Genomic DNA, 16,669 nt, shown 5'->3' on the forward strand with positions numbered 1-16,669 from the left:
CTCAAAGCCCCATTTCCTTGCGCACTTCGGCGACGTTGCCGCGGGTGATGAGACGGCCCGTGGTCAGCGTGAGTGCGGGCGGTGCCTTGTCGGTCCTGATCCACTCGTACATGTCGATCGAGGTCTCATAGCCATGACGCTTCGGGCTGATGAGCACGCTGCCGAAGAAGCCGGTCGGCTCGCCCTTGGCAAACTCGTTGAGTGCCGATTTGCTGCCGCCGATACCCACGCCGATCATGTTGTCCGCTCGGAAACCACGGCCTTCGGCGGCACGCACGGCACCCAGCACGGCTTCGTCGTTGAGGCCGAACGCTACCCAGTGCTTGAACTTCGGGTTCTGCGTGATGGCGATATTGGCCGCGTTGAAGGCGTTTTCGGTGTCCGTCTTCGCCTGCGGGGCATTGATGACGTTGGCCTTCGGGAAGCCTGCAGCCGTGAGTGCGGCAATGGCGCCGTCGGTGCGGTCCTTGGCCGTGGGCAGTTGGTCGTAGGAGATGCGCAGCGCGCCGGTTTCTTCCGGCTTCCAGCCGCGCTTCTTGATTTCGTCGGCAATGGCCTGGCCCACCTGCTCGCCGATCTTCGAGGCCGAGATGCCCATATGCGGCACCGACTCGATGGGCTTGCCAGCGCCATCCACGAGACGATCATCCACGGTCATCAGCTTCAGGTGGTTCATCTTCGCCTTGGCGACGATGGACGGCCCCAGCTTCACGTCAGGCGTGCAGATGACAAAACCCTGTGCGTGCTGCGACTTCAGATTGTCGATGGCGGTAAGCACCTGGCCACCGTCCGGCGCGCCGATCTTCACCAGGGTGAAGCCCTTTTCCTTCGCGGCCTGCTCGGCGTACTTCCATTCGTCCTGGAACCAGGGTTCCTCGGGCTGCTTCACCACGAAACCGATCTTCACCGGTTCGTCGGCAAAAGCGGGCGCGGCGGTGAAAGCCATGGCCAGGGCAAGGGCGCGAAGGCCCAGTGCGATCTTCATCTTCATGCGATCCCTCCTCATGTGCGTGCGCAGTTCAGCCGAGCAGCCCGCGCTGGCGGGCGACGGCGATGGCGCCGCTGCCCGCGAGATCGCGCTGTTCGTCGTCGCCCAGTACCGTGACGGTGCCGGAAAAGAAATCGTCGCCTTCCACCAGCCGGGCGATGGCCTCGCGCAGGATCGGCTTGCCGCTGACGACGAAGCGCGTACCCGGACTCATGCGGATCGCGCTGGAATTCTTGAGCGTGAGCAGGTCGGAGCCCAGCACCGCGCCCAGCAGGAAGTTGGCGCGTGCGTTGGCGTCGTACACCGCGAACTGGTCGAGGATGCGCACGCTGAAACAGGCGCGACCCAGGCCGATCTTCTTGGACGACTCGGCGCCGGCAAGCAGCATTTCCGGATCGATGCGCTTCGCGAAGCCATCCTTCAGCGAGCCTGCCAGGATGGTGTCGTGCGAGATCACGTGCAGCAGTTCGCCGGCCAGCGTGGTCACACAGCCGTCGATGCGCTGTTTCGCGTCGATGCTGACGAACTTCGAGTGCGAGCCCGGCAGCACGATGACGGTGGGCTCGGCGAGGCCGAGGCGTTCCACGAGCGCGAAGGATTCGGTTTCCTCCCCGCGCATCATGTCCATCGCCTCGCAGTTGTGCAGGCCGATGTGATCCACCGCGTTGCGTACGCCGGGCACGAACCAGATCGGTGCGTGCCATACATCGGCGATCAGTGATTCGCGCATGGCTTTGGCGAGGTCGTCGATGCCGGCAGGTGCAGGCACGTGCGGGATCTCGCACAGGCCGACGTTGGAGGTGATCATGCCCGAGGCAAGCACCAGCCCTACGTCTTTGCGCTGCACATTTGCCGTTTCAAGGGTTTCGGCGATGGTCTCGCGTACGCCTTCTTTCAGCTTTGCCGTGCTGCCCGTGATCGCGGTATCGCGCACGCCCACCTGGCGTGCGGCATTGGCGAGCACCTCGCCGTCGCGCCAGAGCGTGACGCGGGTGTTGGTGGTGCCGGTGTCGATGGTAAGGATGTTCATCGAAGATCCGTTCGAAAGCGCAGCGGATTCTTGGCGGCTTCCGGTAACGCAGGCAAACTAGAAATTCTTCGGGTCTTCCCCAAATTTTTCTTGATGACTCTGCAATGAAGCGTTCGCTCCCCCTCAACGCCGTGCGTGTGTTCGAGCTTGCGGCGCAGCATTTGAGCTTCACCAAAGCCGGTGAGGAACTGTCGTTGACGGCTGCTGCGGTCAGCGCGCAAGTCAAATTACTGGAGTCCTACCTCGGTACACCGCTTTTTGTGCGAAGCAACAACAAGCTGTCGCTGACGACGGCGGGGGAGAATTATTTCCCGCGTATCCGCGACGCTTTTCGTGCGCTGCAACATGCTACGGACCAGGTCATGGGGCAGCGCAGCGTGGGTCTTCGGGTGTCGGTGCCCCCTACGTTCGGTACCAAATGGCTCGTGCCGAGGCTATTCCGGTTCTTCGCGAAGCACCCGGATATTGCGGTCGAGGTGGTTATCGACGGAGGAGGAGGTTGGGATATTGCTATCGATGACCGTCCGGCTGAAGGTATGGAGCCCCTCGTAACTTCAGCCTATACCCCCGTCTGCGCGCCCGTGCTGGCGAAACAGATTCAGCACCCGGAAGATCTCGCAGCCTGTCTGCTGTTGCATGAGCGACCGGGGCGGAGAGCCGCCCCGGTCGCAGGCTGGGATCAATGGTTCAGGCGCCACGGTGTGGAGCCTTCCCTCATTTCCAGGGAGATGGGGTTTGGAGATGGGACCATGATGCTGCAGGCCGCCATTGAGGGGCAGGGGGTCGCGCTTGCCCTGCAGCTTTTGGTGGCCTATGACCTCGCTGCGGGACGACTGGTGGAGCCGTTGCGCATGGAGGCAGACCTGCAGCATACGTACTACCTGTCGGTCTCCCAGGACGCGCTGTCAAACGAAGAGACGACGATATTCAAGGACTGGCTCTTCGGTGAGCTGGGATGATCTCTGATATCGTCAAGAGCCCTGCTCATGGCCGTGGAGGTCGGCTGTCGATGACGCCGTAACGCGCAAACTGACTGACGAAAGGGACTTCACCAGACGACTTGTGTACCTGTGCGGCATCGGGAATACCTATGCCGGGAATCCATACGGGGTAGCGATAGTAAGCATAGATGGCGAGGAGTTTACCGTTCCAGCGGTCGATCCTTTCCTTTGGAAAGTATGTCCGGGCGATGAGCAGGTCTCCTTCGAGTATTGCGGACGATGTAACGGTAGTATCGCTGAAGACCATCGTTACGACGGCATCCACGGGACGACGTGCCTGTCCCCTTGGAAGTTGCACGTCTATCCCATATACCTCTTTATCGTCGTCATCCCGATCTATTGGCAGCGTTGCTATGTCGATGATGCGATCGGCGGCCTGCGGCACTGTCGGCGGTTGATACGACGCCAGATCAGATTGTATGAGTTGCCAGCTATAACTTCCCTGCACAAATTGAGGCGGATTTTCGTCGGGTGAGGTTTTGTAGTAAATGTTTCCCCAGCCTGTTTTGATATCTCCGAAAATGAGGCCTTCCGGAACGGCGAATCGCAACTCTGCTCTTTCGTCTGGAATCTTCATGGCTGCACATATGACAGCGTCCCTTTCGGAGTCCCGGCTTTCACTGTCATAACCGAATGAGTGGCTGTCCAGCCAGAGATAATGCCCTGCCGGCAGGTGGTCTCCGAGCGCCAGCCGAAGGTCCAGGACGTCACCATGCGCCTTGTGATGAAGGGTCGGTGAAACGGGGCCGTCTTTTTGTGTGGTGAACCGCAGCGCGCCTGCGGGCCAGGTGAGCGCTCTAACAGGGTGTTTGTTTTCCATGCGCTAACTCCTCGGTGCCCGATATGGGCCATCGGAGTATCGGGCGTCAAGGGATGACGATGGGGGAAAATCGTTATGTCGTTATTGGTCGGTTTTTTTCATATATTTGATTTATATGAAATATTCCGATTTCGGGGTGAGCAAGTGGCCGATTTTTCCGGCCAAATGCATTTCAGCAGTCGCGGGCGTCGGCCTTGCGCTTGCGCCACCACAGCACGCCCAGCACGACGATGACCGCACCGATGGCCAGCCACACGCCGGTCTGCCCACGACGGATCCACATCGTCAGCCACTCGTGGTTGTGCGCACCGAAATACCCCAGGTACACCCATAGCGGCACGCTGATGATCGCGGCCATGCCATCGAGCAGCAGGAAACGGAAAAAACCCACGCGATGCGTGGCACCGGCGGTGATGAACACGGCGGTGCGCATGCCGGGAAGGAAGCGTGCCACGAACATCATGCGATTGCCGTAACGCTCGAATTTCTCCTGCACCTTCGCATAGCGCTCTGGCGTAAGCAGCCGTGCCACGAAACGCCAGCGCAGGATGCGGGCACCGAAATGGCGGCCCAGCAGGAACATGGTGGAATCGCCGACCAGCACGCCGGCCAGCCCCACGAGCACCATGGTGTGAACGTCGCCGTAGCCCAGGCCCGTAATGATGCCGCCGGCCACGAGGGTGATGTCTTCGGGCAGCGGGATACCCGCTCCACAGAGCATCAGGGCGATGAAGACGGCCGCATAGCCGCTCCGCCCGAACACATCGACGAGGTTGTTGAGCAAATCCATCAGTAACGCACGAACCCGGCCCCGGCCGGTCCCTTCATGGAACGAAGGACGGATGATCCCATGGATCGCGTGTCATGCGCGGTGCGCTGCATCATCGGGCCTCCAGCGGCGAAGGTGCGGCCCGGGCCGCGAGCAGTACCCGCAGCTCGGCTTTTTCGGTGTCGTCGAGCTGGCCGTCGCGCATGCGGTGGATCAGGTACTCGCGACGCTGTGTCATCGCCTGGCGCTCCATCTGGGCCAGCCCGTCGAGGAATTCGGTGCGCTGCGCGTCGGCCTCGCCGATGAGCGCGCCTTCCACCAGTTTCATCAGGGCCGGGTATTCCGGCCGTTCGTTGAAATGCTCCAGCAGCACGGCCGGATTGATGCCCGGCCGGTTGCGCGCTACGTCGATCAGCTCGGACAGCAGGTCGATGCCGCGCGCCTGGAACCGGCGGAAGCCGTGGGGTTCCTCGATATCCAGCGCAAGGCTGGGCTGGGACAGCAGCATGGCGATGGCGGCGCGCACGAGGCTGCGCTGCACATTGGTGGGTTTGTTGCCGGAGGTGGGCCTGGGTGCCTCGGCATCCAGCTGTGCTTTCGCACCCGTCCGGCGCTGAAGCTCCTGCGCCATGAGGTCGCGGAAGGCGCCGTCGGGCAGCTTCGCAATGAGCGGACGGGCCCGTTCCGCGAGTCGTGCGCGGCCGTCGATACGGCTGACATCCACATCACGGCCCAGCTCGTCGAAGAAGTACTCCGATAGCGGCATGGCTTCCTTCATGCGCTTTTCGAAGCCTTCCTTGCCCTCCTGGCGTACCAGGGAGTCCGGGTCTTCGCCATCGGGCAGGAAAAGGAAGAACGCCTGACGGCCGTCGCGCATGCGCGGCAGGATGGACTCCACGGCCTTCCACGCGGCCGCACGGCCGGCACGATCGCCGTCGAAGCAGAAGAAGACGTCGGGTGCGGCGCGGAACAGCACTTCGGCATGGTCGGGCGTGGTGGCCGTGCCCAGGGTGGCCACCGCAATGGGCAGGCCGGCCTGGTGCAGGGCGATGACGTCCATATAGCCCTCGACCACCATGATCCGGGTGAGGTTCTGGTTGGCCTGCTTCACCTGCCACAGGGCGAACAGTTCGCGGCCCTTGTGGAAGAGCGGGGTTTCCGGCGAGTTGAGGTATTTCGGGCCCTGGTCCGACGAGAGCACGCGTCCGCCGAAGGCGATCACACGGCCCCGCCGGTCGAGGATGGGGAACATCACCCGTTCGCGGAAACGATCGTAGCGGTTGCCGCGCTCGTTGCTGGCGACCATGCCCGCGTCGTTGAGCAGCTTGCGCTTCTGGTCGCTGGTGCCCAGTGCCTTCAATACACCGTCGAAACCGGCCGGTGCCCAGCCGATGCGGAAGCGTTTCAGTGTTTCCGCATCGAGGCCACGGCGCTCGACATAGGCCAGGGCTTCGGCGCTGTTGCCCAGCTCGCGCTGGTAGTACGAGGCGGAATCGTCGAGCAGGGTGTAGAGGTCGGTGCGATCCTCGCGGGGCTTGTCGTCGCGGCCGCCCTCGTAAGGCACCTTCATGCCGACCGACTGGGCCAGTTCCTCAATGGCGTCGGGGAACTCCAGCCGGTCGTAGTCCATGATGAACTTGATCGCGCTGCCGTGAGCGCCGCAGCCGAAGCAGTGGAAGAACTGCTTGGCCGGGCTCACGTAGAACGACGGCGAGCGCTCGTTGTGGAATGGGCAGCAGGCCGTCCACTCGCGCCCGGCCTTCTTCAGCGGCACGCGCCGCTCGATCACGTCGACGATGTCGACGCGAGTGAGCAGTTCATCGATGAAGTTGTCGGGAATACGACCGCGCATGGACGCCTAGGATGCCACGCCTCGGCTTCCGTCAGGAGCTTGACGAGACGTCAGAAAGCCAGTTTGAACACGCCGATGACGGCCAGGATGGCGATGACGAAGAGGATCAGGAAGATCGCGAAGCAGACCTTGGCAATGGTCGCGGCGACGCCTGAGATCCGGCTGAAGCCGAGCGCGCCGGTGACGAGCGCGATCAGGCCGAAGATGATGGCGTACTTGAGCATGGGATTCCCTCCGCAGGTGGCGCCGGAGGTGCTCCCCAGCTGTGGAGGGAGGATGCGTTGGGGTTCGTGGGGTTGCCGTGAACACGTGCCCCCTCGCCCCACGCTTCCTGTAGGAGCGCGCCTTGCGCGCGACCGGCTGTGCCAAGGCGCCCCATGTCTCTTGTAGGAGCGCGCCTTGCGCGCGACCGGTGATGCGAATGCGTCGATGGTTTTCGCGAAAACCGGTCGCGCGCAAGGCGCGCTCCTACAACGGCGAGGGCGGGAACGTCCGAACACGCGCCGGGCGCGCCACCGCACGCCGGCGAGAGGCCTCAGCCCAGCTTTGCCTTCACCTTGCCTGCCACGGCACCCATGTCGGCGCGGCCGGCGGCCTTTTCCTTCACGAGCGCCACGACCTTGCCCATGTCGCGGGCCGAGGTGGCACCGGATTCGGCAATGGCGGCGGCAATCACGGCGTCCAGCTCGGCTTCGCTGAGCTTGGCCGGCAGGTAGCCGTCGATGATGCCCATCTCATAGCGCTCGACGTCTGCCAGCTCGGTGCGGCCGGCCTTGTCGAACTGCTCGATGGAGTCGCGGCGCTGCTTCTGCATCTTTTCGAGGACGGCCAGCACCTGGTTGTCGTCCAGTTCGATCCGTTCGTCGACTTCGCGCTGCTTGATGGCCGCCTGTACCAGGCGGATCACGGCCAGGCGATCCTTCTCGCCGCCCTTCATGGCGGCCTTCATGTCTTCGGTGATCTTTGCCTTGAGGCTCATCGCTTTATCTCCAGGACGACGAAAAGCCGGCTCCACCTTTCGGCGGAGCCGGCTCGGATTTCCGCCTGATTGCGGCGGCAGCGGGCAAACGCGCCAGCCGCGAGTCCATTTCCCGGCCCGGGGGCCAGGAAGGCAATCAGTACATGCGGGTCCGGCGCGTCGTGTCGCGAGACAGACGGCGCAGGTGACGCTTCACCGCGGCAGCGCGCTTACGCTTACGCTCCTGGGTGGGCTTTTCGTAAAATTCGCGCTTGCGCGTTTCGGCCAGCACGCCAGCCTTTTCGCACGTACGCTTGAAGCGGCGGAGGGCAAGCTCAAACGGCTCGTTCTCGCGGACTTTAACGCTCGGCATGGAAACTCCACTTGTCTAAACTAACCCGTGAACCCGGGTGAGCCGTGGATTATACCGTGATCAAAACGAAAATTTCAAAGCCTGTGTTGGGCGTGGAAACCTCCTGCGACGAGACGGGCGTGGCCCTGCTCCGCTGGGACCCTGAACAGCCGGGTCGCGGGCTGCTTTCCCATGCGCTCTACAGCCAGATCGCCCTGCATGCCGAATATGGTGGCGTGGTGCCCGAACTGGCCAGCCGCGACCATGTGCGCAAGCTGCTGCCCCTGGTCCGCGAGGCCCTGAAGGAGGCCGGCCTCACGCCGGCCGACCTGGGCGGGGTGGCCTATACGGCCGGCCCCGGCCTGGTGGGCGCGCTGCTGGTGGGTGCCGCCGCCGCCCGTGCCATGGCCTGGGCGCTCGGCGTGCCGGCTATCGGTGTACATCATATGGAGGGCCACCTGCTGGCGCCCCTGCTCGAAGACGACCCGCCGGAGCCGCCTTTCGTGGCCCTGCTGGTCTCCGGCGGGCATTCGATGCTGGTGGAGGTCAAGGCCATCGGCCAGTACCGCATCCTGGGCGACACCCTGGATGACGCCGCCGGCGAGGCCTTCGACAAGACCGCCAAGTTGATGGGCCTGCCGTATCCCGGCGGCCCGGCGCTGGCAAAGCTGGCCGAGCAGGGCACGCCCGGCGCGTTCCGCTTCTCCCGCCCCATGGTCGACCGGCCGGGGCTGGATTTCAGCTTCTCGGGTCTCAAGACCCAGGTGCTGCTGGCCTGGCAGAAGTCCGACCAGTCGGATCAGGTGCGCGCGGACATCGCCCGGGGCTTCGAGGAAGCCATCGTGGATACCCTGGCCATCAAGTGCCGGCGCGCGCTGGAAGCCACGGGTGCGAAGCGGCTGGTGATCGCGGGCGGCGTGGGTGCCAACAAGCGCCTGCGGGCCCAGCTGGCCGAGGCCGGCGCCGCCGATGGCTTCCGCGTGTACTTCCCTCGTCTCCAGTTCTGCACGGACAACGGCGCCATGATCGCCCTGGCCGGCGCGATCCGCCTCGCGGCGGGTCAGCAGCAGGATGAAACGATCCAGGTACAACCCCGCTGGAGCCTCGAAACCCTGCCCCCCGCTGCCTGACACCCTCCCTGTAGGAGCGCGCCTGCGCGCGACCAGAGGCGCAGGCCGGTCCGGTCGCGCGCAGGCGCGCTCCTACAGGGACGTCCGGTAGCGGGTGAGAGGGAGTGGTACCCCCGGTCGCGCGCAAGGCGCGCTCCTGCATGGCTTGCGTTAAGCGGGTCAGTCACCGACCCTGTAACACTCCCAAGCAACAACAGCCCCCTCTTCATGGACATCGTCTTCATCGAAGACCTGCGCATCGACGCGGTCATCGGCATCTACGACTGGGAACGCCGTATCCGGCAGACGCTGTCGTTCGACCTGGAAATGGCCTTCGACAACCGTCGCCCGGCCGCCAGCGACGACATCGAACACACCCTCAACTACAAGTCGGTCTCCAGGCGGCTGCAGTCCTACGTGGAATCGTCCAGCTTCGGCCTCGTGGAAACCCTGGCCGAACGCTGCGCCGAGATCGTGCGCGAGGAATTCGGCGTCTCCTGGGTGCGCCTGAAACTCTCCAAGCCCGGCGCCGTACGTGGCGCGAAGGCCGTAGGTGTGCGTATCGAGCGGGGTACGAAGCCGGAATGATGGCCCCGAAGGCGGCGCTCTCGGTCGTGGAGGGCTTCATCGAATCGCCGGAGCTGCGTCGTGTCACGCTGGTGGCCGGCCTGTTCCTCGCGGCGTGGCTGGTAGGCCTCATCGGCCGCCTGTTCCTGCACCGCGTGGTGCGCGTGGCCACGCGACACACCGTCTGGCGCTGGGACGATGCGCTCTACGAGCACGGCGCCTTCCGCTGGCTGGCGCGCATGCTGCCGGCCATCGTCATCTATTACGGCATCGACATACTGCTCGAACCCGGTGACGGCATTGGCGTCTTCGTGCGCAACCTTGCCGTGTGCTGGATGATCGTCTGCGTGATCGCCTCGCTGGGGCGCGCGCTGATCGCCTTCGAATCGCTTTATAGCGCAACACCTGCCGGCAAGCGCTCGATCAAGGGCGTAGTGCAATTGCTGAACCTCGCGCTGTGGATCGTGGCGCTGGTGCTGGTGATCACCAAGCTCACCCACCAGAGCATCGGCCTGCTGCTGTCGGGCATCGGCGCCATGTCGGCGGTGCTGCTGCTGGTGTTCAAGGACACCATCCTGGGTTTCGTCGCGGGCATCCAGCTCAGCACCAACGACATGCTGCGCGTGGGCGACTGGATCACGATGTCTTCGGCCGGCGTGGATGGCGACGTCATCGACATCACGCTGCATACGGTGAAGGTGCGCAATTTCGACCGCACCATCGTCACCGTACCAACGTGGAAGCTCATCGCCGAGTCGTTCCAGAACTGGCGCGGCATGTCCGAGTCCGGCGGTCGCCGCATCAAGCGCGAGCTTTATGTCGATGCGGCCTGCGTGCGTTTTCTCGAAGACGACGAAATAGAACGCTTCGGCAAGGTGCGCCTGCTGAAGGATTACCTCGTCCGCAAGCGCGAAGACATCCAGCGCTGGAACGAAGCCCTGGGCGAGCCGGGCAGGCTGCCGGTGAACCGGCGCCGACAGACCAATATCGGTGCCTTTCGTGCCTATGCCGAGGCCTATATCACGGCGCATCCGGACGTACACGATCGCATGACCCGCATGGTGCGCATGCGCGACCCGGGTGCGCAGGGCATTCCGTTCGAGATCTACTGCTTCACCAATACCGTGGTCTGGCTCGATTACGAGCGTATCCAGGCCGATATCTTCGATCACCTCATCGCGATCCTTCCCGAGTTCGGCCTGCGTCCGTTCCAGCAGCCATCGGGTGGCGACGTGCGCGAGGCTTTTTCCGCCCTGCGCGACGCAGGTGTCGTGGAGCACTGAATGGGCCGCGCGTACCTGAGCCTGGGTTCCAACATCGACGCGGGGCGCTGGTTGTCCGCCGCCGTGGCCGAGATTCGCGAGCGCTTTGGTGCGCTGGACGTCTCGCCGGTGTACCGGAGCGCGGCGGTGGGCTTCGACGGCCCCGATTTCCTGAACCTGGCGGTGGGCCTCGACAGCGACCTGCCTCCCCAGGAGCTCAACGACTGGCTCCACGCGCTGGAGGACCGCCATGGCCGCATCCGTGGCGGCGACCGCTACGCCAGCCGGACACTCGACGTGGACATCGTTCTCTACGACGACCTGGTTCTGAGCGGCGAGGGCCACCTGGAACTGCCCCGCAGCGAACTGCGCCACGCCTTCGTTCTGAAACCGATGGCCGACATCGCCCCGGACCTGCGCCACCCCGTCAGCGGCCAAAGCATGGCCGAGCTATGGCAGGCTTTCCCCAAAGCAAAAGAACCACTAACCGTAGACCCCCACCTGACCTCCCTCCTCCTGTAGGAGCGCGCCTGCGCGCGACCGTTTGATACGTTTCGTTAACGACCGTAGAGGCCTCGCTACCGAAGGTGTGGGAGCTGATCGCATCGGCGATGTTGCGCTCCGTAGAAACCCAGTCCATGTGGTGTTTCGCTCCGTAGGAAGGGCTAGCCTTACGGCCTCGCGCTCGGTGCTGATACGTAGCGTCGCAGAGCCGACGGGGGCGGCCCTTGTCGCTCCGGCCTGCGGTGTCCCTCGGGAAAGGAGGAGCCGCTGCGCGGCTCAGTGTCTTATGGCTTACGCCCCTTCGGGCCCGGGGAGCGGGCGGGGTTTCCCGACTCGACCTCCGTGTCTCGGCGGGAAATGGCGGTCATCCTGACCGCCACCCGTCGGGCCTTTTCCGCCCGCTCCCCTCACCTCCATCAAGTCGCGCCAAGGGCCGCCCCCGCCGCCTCTGTCGAACGTGATCGCGGCTTGTTGTAAGAGCGCGCCTGCGCGCGACCGGTTATCGCGAAAATTTTCATCGTTTGCGATACCCCGGTCGCGCGCGAGGCGCGCTCCTACAGGAAGAAGGGGCTATGGCGGCGGGGGCGTTCAGGTGCTACAAAGCGCGCACTCGGCCAAGGGAATCGGAAGGACATGGGCAAGTTCGCACGTAGCTGGGCGTTGATGAAGGCCAGCGCCAATATTCTCCGGCAGGACAAGGAGCTGATGCTGTTTCCATTGCTGGCGGGGCTTTGCTCGCTGGTGGTGATCGCCAGCTTCGGCTGGCCGGTGTTCATGTCGCTGCGGCATCACCATGCCGACTTCGAAGGGCAGCGCCATCATGTGATGCCGCCGCTGGTCATGCTGCTCAGCTTTGTTTTCTACTTTGTGCAATATGCCGTGGTGATTTTCTTCAACACGGCGCTTGCCTCGGCGGCCCTGGTTCGCCTGGGTGGCGGCAATCCGACGTTCCGTGAGGGCCTGAGTGCGGCCTGGAGCCGGTTACCCAGCATCCTTGGTTATGCCCTGATCGCGGCGACCGTCGGTGTCATCCTGCGTTCCCTCCAGGAGCGCTTCGGCCTGATCGGGCGCATCGTGATCGGCATGCTGGGCTTTGGCTGGTCGGTGGCGACTTTTCTCGTGGTGCCGGTGCTGGCCGCGCAGGACATTGGTCCGGTGGATGCCGTCAAGCGCAGTGCATCGCTGCTCAAGGGTACCTGGGGCGAGAACCTCATCGGCAACGCCGGTATTGGCGTCGTGGGCGGCATCCTGACGTTCTGCCTGGTCGCCGTCAGCCTCATCCTGTTCGGTGCCGCGGCGGCCACGCAATCCATGGCGCTGATGATCGCTGTGGCTGCGGCGGGCGTGCTTGGCCTGGTTGCCCTGAGCCTCTTCCAGACGGCGATGCACGGTGTGTATTCCGCTGCACTTTACCGCTACACGCAGGAAGGCGATCCGGGGCAGGGTTTCGACCGAGCCCTGCTTGAATCGGCATTCCGCCAGAAGAACTGATCGGTTTACCGGCAGCGCACGATCAGATGGTGAGCGTGCGTCCGCCGTCGATGCGGATGGTCTGCCCCGTGGTGTAGCGGGCGTCCAGCATCAGCCAGCGCACCGCTTCGGCGACGTCATCTGGCTCACCCTTGCGGGCCAGTGGTGTTTTTGCGATGAGCGTTTCGGCAGCGTCTTCCGGCTTGCCCGACTCGGGCCACAGGATGGCCCCCGGCGCCACGGCGTTGACGCGTACGTCGGGGGCGAGATCCTTCGCCAGCGACAGCGTGAGCATCGCCAGTGCGGCCTTTGCCATCGTATAGATGGGGTGATCCGCGAGAGGCCGCTCGGCGTAGATGTCCACGATGTTGACGATGGCGCCCCTGTTTTTACGAAGCTCTGGCGCGGCCGCTTGCGCCAGAAAAAAAGGTGCGCGTGCATTGGCGGCGAAGAGGTCGTCCCACTGCTTGCCCGTGGCGGTGCCGATAGGGGTCGGATAGAACGCCGAGGCGTTGTTCACCAGTCCGTCTAGGCGACCGAAGGTGGCGATGACGGACGACACGAGTGTCGGCAGTGCGGCATCGTCTTCGAGCGGGGCGGCGAAGGTCGCTACGCTGCCTTCGCGCGATGCGTTGAGTTCGTCGGCCAGCATCCGGGCTTCGTCGCCGGAGTGGCGGTAGTGCACGGCCAGCCGGCATCCGGCGGCATGCAGATGGCGAACGATGGTGGCACCCACACGTCGGGCGCCACCGGTGACGAGCACGACCGGCGAGGCGTTCATCGGAGTTCCTTTTTCACGATGGGTGAAGCTTGACGCAAACGACCGGTGACGTCACGTCGCGGGCTTTGCCTTGCGGATGCTTCTCTTTGCAGGAGTGCGCTTGGCGACGGTTTTCTTCGTGGCCTTCCGGGTGGCCGATTTTGTCGTTTTGGTTGCAGCGGCTCGTTTTTTTGGAGCCGCCTTCTTCATTGGCTTGCGGGACGTCGCCTTGGGCGACGGATCGCCGGCCGTGTCGGCGATGGGGGCCGTCTTGTCGTCAGTAGCGCGATGCTTTGGCGTCTTCGACGAAGACTCATCGCCATCATCGATATGAATTTCTCCACTGAACAGGTCGATGGCGGTCTTCGCGACTTGTCCGGTGTCGTAGTAAGCGTAAGCGCCTACTCCCAGTGCACCGACCACGGGCAGCCAGCGTGAAATGCCTTTGCCTACGGCGCGCTTGGACACGCTTACGCCGATGCGTCCTGCCAGACGCTGCAACACGCTCGTTGCGGTAGTGCGGAATACCAGCCGGTCACCCACGCGTATGGCGATGTCACGAAACGCCTGCGCTGCCGTGTGTCGGAACAGGCACCACAGCATCTGCTCGCGACCCAGCTTGGCTGTCTTGCCGTACGCCGCGGCAATGTCGCTCACGAGCTGCCCCTGGATGCGCCAGATGGCCACCAGTTCGGGTAGCACCGTCAGCCAGCCGAGCGGCCCTGGTGGCAGGGCGAGCGAACCGGCGGTGAGTGCCGCCTTGTTGGCGGCGGTGCTGGCGAGGCGTCGGCATTCCTCTTCCACCGTGCTTTTGCTTGCGCGCGGCACGTCGCTTTCAGGGATGCGACTGACGAATTCGAGGATCGCCTTGGCGACAGCACTATCGCCACGGTCACCGGCCGTGACGGGAACGATCTCGCGGGAAGTGGACTCGGAATCGCGCTTTGGCATGAGGGTATCCGGCAGAAAAACGATATGCCTTCGATTGATAGCGCATCATGTTTAACGCTTGCGTGAAAGCGGTTGGAAAGGTACCGTCATGAAACTGTGTATCGCAACATTATAACATTTTACGAAAGGCCCCCGATGACTCCCGCCCGTCTCGCTCTCAGCATCGCCCTGGCGCTCGCCGCCGCCCCTGTTTTTGCGGATGACGCGCCTCCGCAAAAAGCTACGAATCTGGGCGAGGTCGATGTGACCGCCCGCCTCGACGAGGCACGCAACAGCCTTTCGCCCGATACCGGCAGCAGCCAGTACGTGATGGACCGGCAGACGATCCAGGCCCTTCCGCTGGGTGATTCCACGCCGCTGAACCAGGCGATCCTGCAGGCGCCGGGTGTGGTCCAGGATTCCTACGGCCAGCTGCATGTGCGTGGCGATCACGCCAACCTGCAGTACCGCATCAACGGCGTGCTGATTCCCGAAAGCATCGGCGGTTTCGGCCAGACGCTCGACGCGCGCACCATCGACAGCGTGAAGCTGCTCACGGGTGCGCTGCCGGCCCAGTACGGTGACCGTACGGCCGCCGTGGTGGATATCACCACGCGTACGCCGAAGCAGGATGGCGTCGGCGGCAGCGTGGGCATCACCGGCGGCCAGTTCGGCACGGTGAACCCGAACGCCACGCTGTTCGGCCGCAGTGGTGACTGGAGCTGGTTCCTCACCGCCAACTACCTCGAAAACGATGTCGGCATCGAAAACCCGACGTCCAGCCGCAAGCCGATCCATGACCACACCAACCAGGTGAAGGCCTTCGGCGATGTCTCGTATCTGATCAACAACGATACGCGCCTGAGCTTCATGTTCGGCGTGACCAACAACCGCTTCGAACTGCCGAACAACCCGGGTCAGACCCCGCAGTTCGGTTACCTCGACGTCACCAACTTCGATTCCTCCCAGCTCAATGACCGGCAGCAGGAAAAGACCCGTTTCGGCGTGCTGAGCCTGCAGGGAAAGCTGGGTGATACCGCTTATCAGGTGTCGGCTGGCGCGCGCTACAGCGGCCTGGATTTCACGCCCGACGACATCGGCGACCTGATGTTCAACGGCGTGGCGTCCACCGTGCGTCGTGCCAATCGCGCGACCACGCTGCAGGCAGATTTCTCGACGCCGTGGGGTGACAACCACACCCTGCGTTACGGCATCTACGGCTCGTTCGAGCGTGCCACGTCCAGCAATAATTCGCTGGTGTTCCCGGTGGACGACACCGGTGCGCAGTCGTCGACCGTGCCGCTCAACATCCTCGATACGAGCCGCGTGCTCGCCCGTACCTATGCGGTGTACCTGCAGGACGAGTGGAGCATCGGCGACAAATGGACCGTGAACTACGGCCTGCGCGGTGACCGTTACGACGCGTTCCGCGTGGAAAGCCAGCTCAGCCCGCGTGTGGGCGTGGTGTACCAGCCCACCGATACCACAACCATCCATGCCGGCTATTCGCGTTACTTCACGCCGCCGGCCTCGGAGATGATTTCGCCGACCACGATCGCGAAGTTCGCGGGCACCACGGGTGCGCAGCCGGATAGTGGCAACGATACCCCGCTGGCCGAGCGTTCCAGCTATTACGACATCGGTATCTCGCAGAAGATCGGCAGCCAGTGGACGCTTGGCCTGGACAGCTACAAGCGTCGCGTTTCGCGCATCCAGGATGAAGGCCAGTTCGGCACGGCGCTGGTGTATTCCACGTTCAACTACGACCAGGGTCGCGTGAAGGGTACCGAGTTCACGGTGAACTACGACGGCGGTGCGCTCACGGCGTATTTCAACTTCGCGTACAACCGCTCGGTCGGCAAGAACGTGATCACCAGCCAGTACAACTTCCAGCCGGATGACCTGGCCTATATCGCGGATCATTACATCCACCTCGACCACGACCAGAAGTTCACCTCGTCGGGCGGTGTCAGCTATGTATTCGGCGATACGACGCGCATCGGTGCGGACTACCTCTACGGATCAGGCCTGCGTCGTGATGGAATCGTGCCCAACGGCGATACCATGCCGGCCTATTTCCAGCTGAACCTCAGCGTCGGTCGCGATTTCCAGTTCTTCCAGGGGGCGGCGACGCATGCGCAGCTGGCTCTGGTGAATGCGCTGGATCGCACGTATGAGCTGCGTGATGGCACGGGTATCGGCGTAGGCGCGCCGCAGTTTGGTCCGCGTCGTGGCGTGTTCCTTTCGTTGCAGCAGGATTTCTAAGGGAAGCCTCGCTTCGCACCGGTCGCGCGCAA

The 16,669-nt window shown here is 63.6% G+C and carries 17 protein-coding genes; 7 read left to right on the plus strand and 10 right to left on the minus strand.

Features of this window, described 5'->3' with window-relative positions; genetic code table 11:
* Window position 1: 1 nt before the first annotated feature.
* Together HBF25_RS02695 and HBF25_RS02700 are read right to left on the minus strand one after the other, a co-directional pair.
* On the minus strand, window positions 2-991 hold the full coding sequence (locus HBF25_RS02695; RefSeq protein ID WP_166946277.1) for an arabinose ABC transporter substrate-binding protein: 990 nt from the start codon (window positions 989-991) through the stop codon (window positions 2-4).
* A gap of 28 nt (window positions 992-1,019) precedes the next feature.
* On the minus strand, window positions 1,020-2,018 hold the full coding sequence (locus HBF25_RS02700; protein WP_166946279.1) for a 2-dehydro-3-deoxygalactonokinase: 999 nt from the start codon (window positions 2,016-2,018) through the stop codon (window positions 1,020-1,022).
* 104 nt (window positions 2,019-2,122) lie between these two features.
* Here HBF25_RS02700 and HBF25_RS02705 point away from each other — a divergent pair, with 104 nt between their 5' ends.
* Window positions 2,123-2,977, plus strand: a complete 855-nt coding sequence (locus HBF25_RS02705) for a LysR substrate-binding domain-containing protein (protein WP_166946281.1) — start codon at window positions 2,123-2,125, stop codon at window positions 2,975-2,977.
* 25 nt (window positions 2,978-3,002) lie between these two features.
* On the opposite strand, the gene HBF25_RS02710 is transcribed toward HBF25_RS02705, so the two are convergent.
* The 6 genes from HBF25_RS02710 to rpsU form a co-directional block, all read right to left on the minus strand.
* Window positions 3,003-3,839: a hypothetical protein gene (locus tag HBF25_RS02710; RefSeq protein WP_166946283.1), complete on the minus strand. Its 837-nt coding sequence runs from the start codon at window positions 3,837-3,839 to the stop codon at window positions 3,003-3,005.
* A gap of 172 nt (window positions 3,840-4,011) precedes the next feature.
* Complete coding sequence (locus tag HBF25_RS02715; protein ID WP_166946285.1) at window positions 4,012-4,629, minus strand: DedA family protein; 618 nt, start codon at window positions 4,627-4,629, stop codon at window positions 4,012-4,014.
* A gap of 91 nt (window positions 4,630-4,720) precedes the next feature.
* On the minus strand, window positions 4,721-6,460 hold the full coding sequence (dnaG, locus tag HBF25_RS02720) for a DNA primase (RefSeq protein WP_166946287.1): 1,740 nt from the start codon (window positions 6,458-6,460) through the stop codon (window positions 4,721-4,723).
* A gap of 50 nt (window positions 6,461-6,510) precedes the next feature.
* Window positions 6,511-6,684 carry a DUF1328 domain-containing protein gene (locus HBF25_RS02725; RefSeq protein WP_166946289.1) on the minus strand — a complete coding sequence of 58 codons (174 nt, stop codon included), beginning with the start codon at window positions 6,682-6,684 and terminating at the stop codon, window positions 6,511-6,513.
* A gap of 311 nt (window positions 6,685-6,995) precedes the next feature.
* The gene (locus HBF25_RS02730; protein ID WP_166946291.1) at window positions 6,996-7,439 is read right to left on the minus strand and encodes a GatB/YqeY domain-containing protein; all 444 of its coding nucleotides are present in this window, start codon (window positions 7,437-7,439) and stop codon (window positions 6,996-6,998) included.
* 136 nt (window positions 7,440-7,575) lie between these two features.
* A complete protein-coding gene (gene rpsU / locus HBF25_RS02735) occupies window positions 7,576-7,791 on the minus strand; it encodes a 30S ribosomal protein S21 (RefSeq protein ID WP_029213735.1) in 216 nt (71 codons plus the stop codon).
* Between the two features lie 83 nt (window positions 7,792-7,874).
* Between rpsU and tsaD the strand changes: the two genes are divergently transcribed.
* The 5 genes from tsaD to HBF25_RS02760 all read left to right on the plus strand — a co-directional run bounded on the left by tsaD (window position 7,875) and on the right by HBF25_RS02760 (window position 12,703).
* Window positions 7,875-8,900 carry a tRNA (adenosine(37)-N6)-threonylcarbamoyltransferase complex transferase subunit TsaD gene (tsaD, locus tag HBF25_RS02740; RefSeq protein WP_166946456.1) on the plus strand — a complete coding sequence of 342 codons (1,026 nt, stop codon included), beginning with the start codon at window positions 7,875-7,877 and terminating at the stop codon, window positions 8,898-8,900.
* Window positions 8,901-9,107: 207 nt separating this feature from the next.
* The gene (folB, locus tag HBF25_RS02745; RefSeq protein WP_166946293.1) at window positions 9,108-9,467 is read left to right on the plus strand and encodes a dihydroneopterin aldolase; all 360 of its coding nucleotides are present in this window, start codon (window positions 9,108-9,110) and stop codon (window positions 9,465-9,467) included.
* Window positions 9,464-10,729, plus strand: coding sequence for a mechanosensitive ion channel family protein (locus HBF25_RS02750; protein WP_243852969.1), 1,266 nt, complete (start codon window positions 9,464-9,466; stop codon window positions 10,727-10,729). Before folB ends, HBF25_RS02750 begins: the two co-directional genes overlap by 4 nt.
* Window positions 10,730-11,230: a 2-amino-4-hydroxy-6-hydroxymethyldihydropteridine diphosphokinase gene (folK, locus tag HBF25_RS02755; RefSeq protein ID WP_166946295.1), complete on the plus strand. Its 501-nt coding sequence runs from the start codon at window positions 10,730-10,732 to the stop codon at window positions 11,228-11,230.
* A gap of 615 nt (window positions 11,231-11,845) precedes the next feature.
* The gene (locus tag HBF25_RS02760) at window positions 11,846-12,703 is read left to right on the plus strand and encodes a DUF6159 family protein (protein ID WP_166946297.1); all 858 of its coding nucleotides are present in this window, start codon (window positions 11,846-11,848) and stop codon (window positions 12,701-12,703) included.
* A 22-nt stretch (window positions 12,704-12,725) separates the two neighbouring features.
* Here the strand turns inward: HBF25_RS02760 and HBF25_RS02765 are convergent, their stop codons facing one another.
* The gene (locus HBF25_RS02765) at window positions 12,726-13,463 is read right to left on the minus strand and encodes a pteridine reductase (protein WP_166946299.1); all 738 of its coding nucleotides are present in this window, start codon (window positions 13,461-13,463) and stop codon (window positions 12,726-12,728) included.
* A 51-nt stretch (window positions 13,464-13,514) separates the two neighbouring features.
* On the minus strand, window positions 13,515-14,393 hold the full coding sequence (locus HBF25_RS02770; RefSeq protein ID WP_166946301.1) for a hypothetical protein: 879 nt from the start codon (window positions 14,391-14,393) through the stop codon (window positions 13,515-13,517).
* A 135-nt stretch (window positions 14,394-14,528) separates the two neighbouring features.
* Between HBF25_RS02770 and HBF25_RS02775 the strand changes: the two genes are divergently transcribed.
* Complete coding sequence (locus tag HBF25_RS02775) at window positions 14,529-16,637, plus strand: TonB-dependent receptor (RefSeq protein ID WP_166946303.1); 2,109 nt, start codon at window positions 14,529-14,531, stop codon at window positions 16,635-16,637.
* Window positions 16,638-16,669: the final 32 nt, after the last annotated feature.

It is taken from the genome of Luteibacter anthropi (assembly GCF_011759365.1).
GTDB lineage: Bacteria > Pseudomonadota > Gammaproteobacteria > Xanthomonadales > Rhodanobacteraceae > Luteibacter > Luteibacter anthropi.